General features: G+C 42.9%; 7 protein-coding genes. All 7 read left to right on the top strand.

All coding sequences use genetic code 11. The features are described from left to right. Nucleotides 1-34: 34 nt before the first annotated feature. The 7 genes from QVP90_RS15955 (at nt 35) to QVP90_RS15925 (ending at nt 6,855) form a co-directional block, all read left to right on the top strand. A complete protein-coding gene (locus tag QVP90_RS15955; protein WP_005934060.1) occupies nt 35-751 on the top strand; it encodes a hypothetical protein in 717 nt (238 codons plus the stop codon). A gap of 13 nt (nt 752-764) precedes the next feature. Beyond that, on the top strand, nt 765-1,754 hold the full coding sequence (locus tag QVP90_RS15950) for an agmatine deiminase family protein (RefSeq protein ID WP_021936986.1): 990 nt from the start codon (nt 765-767) through the stop codon (nt 1,752-1,754). Between the two features lie 101 nt (nt 1,755-1,855). Next, nucleotides 1,856-2,941, top strand: coding sequence for a tRNA 2-thiouridine(34) synthase MnmA (gene mnmA / locus QVP90_RS15945; RefSeq protein WP_005934054.1), 1,086 nt, complete (start codon nt 1,856-1,858; stop codon nt 2,939-2,941). 22 nt (nt 2,942-2,963) lie between these two features. Further along, complete coding sequence (locus QVP90_RS15940; RefSeq protein ID WP_021936985.1) at nt 2,964-4,316, top strand: S8 family peptidase; 1,353 nt, start codon at nt 2,964-2,966, stop codon at nt 4,314-4,316. After that, nucleotides 4,313-5,569: an exodeoxyribonuclease VII large subunit gene (gene xseA, locus QVP90_RS15935; protein WP_005934050.1), complete on the top strand. Its 1,257-nt coding sequence runs from the start codon at nt 4,313-4,315 to the stop codon at nt 5,567-5,569. The genes QVP90_RS15940 and xseA overlap by 4 nt, the downstream gene beginning before the upstream one ends. A gap of 7 nt (nt 5,570-5,576) precedes the next feature. Next, nucleotides 5,577-5,786 carry an exodeoxyribonuclease VII small subunit gene (xseB, locus tag QVP90_RS15930; RefSeq protein WP_005934046.1) on the top strand — a complete coding sequence of 70 codons (210 nt, stop codon included), beginning with the start codon at nt 5,577-5,579 and terminating at the stop codon, nt 5,784-5,786. Between the two features lie 49 nt (nt 5,787-5,835). Next, nucleotides 5,836-6,855 (top strand): branched-chain amino acid aminotransferase, encoded by a 1,020-nt coding sequence (locus QVP90_RS15925; protein WP_005934043.1) that lies wholly within the window; start codon nt 5,836-5,838, stop codon nt 6,853-6,855. The last annotated feature ends 31 nt before the right edge of the window (nt 6,856-6,886 follow it).

The raw sequence follows: 6,886 nt of genomic DNA, 5'->3' as shown, positions 1-6,886 counted from the left end.
TATTAATTAATATATTAAATAATATGATTATAATATGGAATTAAAAGAAAAACTTATAAATTTTAGCATTGACGATGTTTTTAGACAGGAGGTAATTGAGAATGAAAATATCGCAGGGAATTTAGCTCCAAAAGAATTCTGGAAAATAGCTCAGGCCATACTTAGTGGTTACTTTTTGGTAATGAAAGGGGAAGATATGGTAAAGATACATCCGACTTGTGTGGAGATTTACTGTCACGAGGAACGAGAAAATGGGGTAAAAGATTATATAGTTTATCATCGTAACAGTCTTAAGGAGGATAAGCCTATTTTTCCATTAGGTGTATTACACAATCATGTTTCAGGCATAGATATCACTTTTGAGAAAGGCGAAAATGAAAAGAATGCTGTAAGACTGTCGGCTCTTGTAAGAGAATTCAGAGTGGATGATAGTGGTAAAAAAAAGGAGAGATATAAAAATAAAGAATGGATGGATAAAAATAAAATAATAACTTATCCTACACATCTTTATGAAGCGATATATTCGCAGTTTTCAATATTTGACGGAGGATTTAATGTATCATGGGAAGACGGCGATGAGATAGAATTAGAGAAGATAGAAATAAATGTCCGGAAAAACGTGGCACGATTTATAGAAGTGAATGGCAAGTATATAAAGGACGTGTGTGATGATAAGAATGCTGAAGATAAAACACCGTCTGGTCATTATCAAGATACAAGAAAATGGTTATTTAAAATCAAAACGAATTAAGACAAAGTAGAAGATGATAGCGGATTATGAAACTAATGTAGTATATTTTTCTTCATGGCTGGAAAAAGAATATCCGAAAATATATATTGATTTGATTACTGTTCTTAAGAAAAATAATGTAGCATACGATATAATACCATGTACTAATGATATATGGTGTAGAGATTATATGCCTGTTCAGATAGACGAGGATCGTTTTCTTTGTTATCGCTACTATCCGGATTATCTTCTTAAAAGGAAATCAGACAAGAGGTTCATAACAGATTCTCAGGAAGTTTGTATGCGTTTGGGCTTGAAAACTACAAATACGAATATAATCATGGATGGAGGAAATATTGTAAAGGTAGGTGATAAAGTAATCATGACGGAAAAGGTTTTTCAAGAAAATCCAGATATGTCACCATCTTCTCTTGGGAGTAAAATTGAAAAATTATTTGAATGCGAGGTTGTTTTTCTTCCATGGGACCGGTCGGAAATATATGGGCATTCCGATGGAATAGTAAAACCAATATCCGGTGACTCTGTGCTTATTACTAATTACGATGACTACGATACTGAATATTATGAAGAATGTAGTAGAAGGCTTTCAAAGGTGTTTAAGGTTGAGTCTTTGCATTATGAAGTAAAAGATGGAGATTCTCGTAACTGGGCATATATAAACTTCCTCACAGTAGGTAAACTTATGATCCTTCCTAAATTGAATATAAAAGAAGATGAACAGGCATTATCACAGATAAAACAGCTTTATCCCGATTGTTATATAGAGCAGGTGGATATAGAAGCTCTTGTAGCTGATGGAGGTGGGTTAAATTGTATCACTTGGTGCAGGAAAGTAGATCAGAACCATATCCGTTTTCTAAATTTGCTTAATAGATCAGAACTTGAAGAAGAGATTGTTTTTACGGATGAAGATATTAGATACATGTGTAAATATGACATTGTTCGTTTTGCAGAGAGAAATCCAGGTGTTGTTGAATACTATATGAAGTGTTTAAGTGATTAATAAGAGTATATGTGAATGCCATTTTTACTCTTTTTTCTACTCCGTATGGCTATCTGATGGGAATATTGTACATTTGCACGAATGCAATAATCAGATGTGGAATGAAAGAATCGAATAAGCGGGTATTAGTGGGCATGAGTGGCGGCATAGACAGCACTGCCACCTGCTTGATGTTGCAAGAGCAGGGATACGAGATAGTGGGAGTAACCATGCGGGTTTGGGGAGATGAACCGCAGGATGCCAGAGAGTTGGCGGCCCGGATGGGAATCGAACACTATGTAGCTGATGAACGTATACCTTTCAAAGATACAATCGTAAGAAACTTCATTGATGAATATCGCCAGGGACGGACTCCCAATCCATGTGTCATGTGTAATCCGTTGTTCAAATTCCGTGTGTTGACGGAGTGGGCAGACCGGCTGAATTGCGGTTGGATTGCTACCGGGCATTATTCCCGTTTGGAAGAACGGAATGGGAATGTATACATTGTGGCAGGGGATGATGAAAAGAAAGATCAGTCTTATTTTCTTTGGAGATTGGGACAAGAGGTGTTGAGGCGCTGCATTTTCCCATTGGGAAATTATACAAAGCTGAAAGTGCGTGATTACCTCCATGATAAGGGATACGAAGCAAAGGCGAAAGAGGGAGAAAGTATGGAAGTCTGTTTTATCAAAGGAGATTATCGGGACTTCCTGCGTGAACAATGTCCGGAATTGGATACGGAAATCGGCCCGGGGTGGTTTGTGAATGCCGAAGGGGTGAAATTGGGGCAACACAAAGGTTTCCCGTATTATACTATCGGGCAACGTAAGGGACTTGAGATTGCTTTGGGTAAACCGGCGTATGTGCTGAAGATAAATCCGCAAAAAAATACAGTAATGTTAGGGGATGTAGAACAACTGCGCACGGAATATATGATTGTCGAGCAGGATCATTTGATTGATGAACAGGAGGTTTTGGCCTGTGAAAACTTGGCGGTACGTATCCGTTATCGCAGCCGTCCTATTCCTTGCCGGGTGAGAAGATTGACGGACGGACGGCTTTTTGTGAAGTTCCGGACAGAGGCTTCGGCCATTACTCCGGGACAGTCGGCTGTGTTTTATGACGATCGCCGGGTGATTGGCGGAGCGTTTATCGCTTCACAACGGGGAATCGGACTGGTTATGGAAGAGAATAAGGATTTTTAATAAAAAGCTGATATATAACAATATGAAGAAATTAATATTTGCCGCTTTACTGCTTTCTGCTATCGGGGTATCGGCGCAACAGGACACGTTGAAATATCGTATTAACCTGACAGACAAGGCTGTTACAGATTATGCTTTGGATCGTCCTGAAGAGTTTCTTTCGAAAAAAGCAATTGAGCGTCGCCAGAAGCAAGGGCTGGCAATAGACTCTACAGACTTACCGGTGTGTCGGAAATATGTGGACGCTATTCGTAAAAAAGGAGTGAAGATTGTGACCACGGGCAAGTGGGACAATTTCGTTACTGTGTCGTGCAATGATACGACATTGATAGATAAAATAGCCCAACTGCCTTTTGTCCGTACTACGGAGAAGGTCTGGACTGCTCCTGATCCGGAGCAGCCGGCGATGGCTACCAAACGGGATTCATTGATCAATACGCCTTTATGGATGGAAGAAGTGTATGGCCCCGCACGGCGTCAGATAGAGATTAGTAACGGAAACAAGTTACATGATGCCGGATTTAAGGGGCAAGGCATGACGATTGCCGTCATCGATGCCGGTTTTCATAATGCGGACAGCATAGCTGCAATGAGAAATATCCGTGTGTTAGGAGTGAAAGATTTTGTGAACCCTGATGCCGACATTTATGCCGAAAGCAGTCATGGTATGAGTGTGCTTTCGTGCATCGGTATGAATCAGCCTCATGTGATGGTCGGTACGGCACCTGAAGCTTCATTCTGGCTGCTGCGCAGTGAAGATGAGTATTCGGAGCATTTGGTAGAACAGGATTATTGGGCGGCCGCACTTGAGTTTGCAGATAGTGTGGGAGTGGATGTAGTGAATACTTCATTAGGATATTATGCTTTTGATGATCCATCGAAAGATTACCGTTATTGTGATTTGGATGGAAAATTTGCCTTGATGTCCCGTCAGGCTGCGAAAGCGGCGGATAAAGGCATGGTTATAGTATGCAGTGCAGGGAATGCCGGTTCCGGTTCTTGGAAAAAGACTACTCCTCCGGGTGATGCGGAAAATGTGCTGACCGTAGGTGCTATTAACAAGCAAGGCGTGTTGGCTCCTTTTTCATCTATTGGAAATACGGCGGACGGTCGTGTGAAACCGGATGTGATGGCAGTCGGATTGGGTTCGGACGTAATGGGGACGGATGGAATAGTGAGAGGGGCCAACGGTACGTCATTTTCTTCACCGATCATGTGTGGCATGGTGGCTTGCTTGTGGCAAGCGTTGCCTGATCTGACGGCGAAAGAACTGATAGAACTGGTACGGCGTTCGGGTGATCGGGCCGATTCTCCCGATAATATTTACGGATATGGGATTCCTGATATGTGGAAGGCTTATCAATCGGCAAAATGAAACAGGAAGCACTGACCCTTTTGGATCTCAATGCATTGGTACGGCGGAGTCTGGAACAATGCTTGCCCGATGAATATTGGATACAGGCGGAGTTGAGTGATGTACGATCTAATGCTACCGGACATTGTTATCTGGAATTCGTGCAGAAAGATCCGCGCAGCAATAATCTGATAGCTAAAGCCCGGGGAACTATCTGGAATAATGTATACCGCCTGTTGAAACCTTATTTTGAAGAGGCTACCGGGCAACTGTTTACTTCCGGTATAAAGGTGTTGGTGAAAGTGACCGTGCAATTTCATGAATTGTATGGATATAGCCTGACTGTACAGGATATTGACCCCACATATACATTGGGAGATATGGCTCTGCGCCGGCGGGAGATTTTACAACAATTGGAAGCGGAAGGGGTACTGACACTGAACAAAGAACTCGAGATGCCTGTATTGCCACAGCGTATAGCCGTCATATCTTCGGCTACTGCTGCCGGCTATGGAGACTTTTGCCATCAGTTGCAACACAATTCCCGGGGATTCTTTTTTTATACGGAGTTATTTCCGGCCTTGATGCAAGGCGCCCAGATAGAAAGCTCTGTTTTGGATGCGCTCGATCGTGTCAACAGGCGGTTGAATGATTTCGATGTGGTTGTTATCATCCGGGGAGGGGGGGCCACGTCCGATTTATCCGGTTTCGATACCTATCTTTTGGCTGCAGCCTGTGCGCAATTTCCATTGCCTATCATTACCGGTATCGGTCACGAGCGTGATGATACTGTGCTCGATTCTGTGGCGCATACCCGGGTGAAAACCCCGACAGCTGCTGCCGAATTATTAATAAATTGTATGGAGGAGGCTGCCGGCCGGTTGGAATATTTGTCCGCTCGTATTCAAGAAGGTGTTTCTTCTTTTCTTGAAAGGGAGTATCGGAGGATCTCTTCTTGTCAGGCACGCATTCCGTCTCTTGTTGTCAGGAGATTGTCGGATGCCCGCCTGCGTTTACTAACTGTACACAAAGATTTGATGCAAAGCTCGGTGACAATGCTTTCTCGCCACCGGCATAAGTTAGAATTGTTGCAGCAACGTATTGCCGATGCATCACCCGATAAGCTTCTGGCTCGCGGTTACAGCATCACTTTGAAAAACGGAGTTCCCGTAACCGACCTGTCCGGGATTGTTCCGGGGGATGAAATCGTTACCCGTCTGCACAAAGGAGAACTGACTTCAATCGTAAATCGTAAATCGTCCAATCGTAAATAACAAAAAGATGTCTGCAAAAAAAGAAACCTACTCTCAAGCAATGGAACGCTTGGAAAAGATTGTCCGTCAGATTGACAATAATGAACTGGAAATAGATGTGTTGGCAGAAAAGATAAAGGAAGCCAATGAAATTATAGCCTTTTGTACAGAGAAACTGACGAAAGCTGATCATGAAGTCGAAAAATTGTTGCAGGAAAGGCAACAATCTAAAGAATAAAAGTTATTTTTGTTGTCTGATAGGAGAATTTAACTAATTACTTAATAATATGAAAGAAATAGATTGGTCTAATTTGTCATTCGGATATATGAAGACAGATTACAACGTGAGAATTAATTTCCGCGATGGCGCATGGGGCGAACTGGAAATAAGCAGCAGCGAAATTCTTAATCTGCATATGGCAGCTACCTGTCTGCACTATGGTCAGGAAGCTTTTGAAGGGCTGAAAGCCTTTCGTGGCAAAGATGGTAAAGTCCGTATTTTCCGTCTTGAAGAAAACGCCGCGCGTTTGCAATCTACCTGCCGGGGAATTCTAATGCCGGAACTTCCTACCGAACGTTTCAAAGAGGCAGTTCTGAAAGCGGTAAAACTGAACGAGCGTTTTATTCCGCCTTATGAGACGGGGGCCTCTCTTTATATCCGTCCGTTACTGATCGGTACCGGAGCGCAAGTCGGTGTACGTCCTGCCGATGAATATCTTTTTGTTATTTTCGTCACTCCGGTAGGTCCTTATTTCAAAGGAGGATTTGCCACTACTCCGTATGTCATTACCCGAAAATATGACCGGGCTGCTCCGTTGGGAACAGGAACTTTTAAGGTGGGGGGTAATTATGCTGCCAGTCTGCGTGCCAGCCAGGAGGCTCACAAAGCCGGTTATTCTGCTGAGTTCTATTTGGATGCAAAAGAAAAGAAGTATATGGACGAGTGTGGTGCGGCCAATTTCTTCGGTATAAAGAACAATACCTATATCACTCCGTTGTCTACATCCATTCTGCCTTCCATTACCAATAAGAGCTTGATGCAGTTGGCGGAAGATATGGGGCTGAAAGTGGAACGCCGCCCGGTGCCCGAAGAGGAGCTGGCGACATTCGAAGAAGCGGGTGCTTGCGGTACGGCTGCCGTAATCAGTCCGATACAACGTATCGATGATCCGGAAAATGATCATTCTTATGTCATCTCGAAAGATGGCAAGCCGGGCCCGGTTTGTACGAAGTTGTATAATAAGCTGCGTGCTATCCAGTATGGTGATGAGCCGGATACACACAATTGGGTAACTGTAGTGGAATAACTTTTATTAATCATATATTAATCTTATATCT

Origin of the sequence: Bacteroides sp. CAG:189 (assembly GCF_000432295.1) — a bacterium.
GTDB classification, from domain to species: domain Bacteria; phylum Bacteroidota; class Bacteroidia; order Bacteroidales; family Bacteroidaceae; genus Bacteroides; species Bacteroides salyersiae.
The sequence above is the reverse complement of the archived record's forward strand: the minus strand, read 5'-3'. Positions and strand labels throughout refer to the sequence as shown.

Coding starts and splice junctions, on each gene's coding strand:
- QVP90_RS15955 (WP_005934060.1), top strand. CDS start 35: ATGGAATTAAAAGAAAAACTTATAAATTTTAGCATTGACGATGTTTTT.
- QVP90_RS15950 (WP_021936986.1), top strand. CDS start 765: ATGATAGCGGATTATGAAACTAATGTAGTATATTTTTCTTCATGGCTG.
- mnmA (WP_005934054.1), top strand. CDS start 1,856: ATGAAAGAATCGAATAAGCGGGTATTAGTGGGCATGAGTGGCGGCATA.
- QVP90_RS15940 (WP_021936985.1), top strand. CDS start 2,964: ATGAAGAAATTAATATTTGCCGCTTTACTGCTTTCTGCTATCGGGGTA.
- xseA (WP_005934050.1), top strand. CDS start 4,313: ATGAAACAGGAAGCACTGACCCTTTTGGATCTCAATGCATTGGTACGG.
- xseB (WP_005934046.1), top strand. CDS start 5,577: ATGTCTGCAAAAAAAGAAACCTACTCTCAAGCAATGGAACGCTTGGAA.
- QVP90_RS15925 (WP_005934043.1), top strand. CDS start 5,836: ATGAAAGAAATAGATTGGTCTAATTTGTCATTCGGATATATGAAGACA.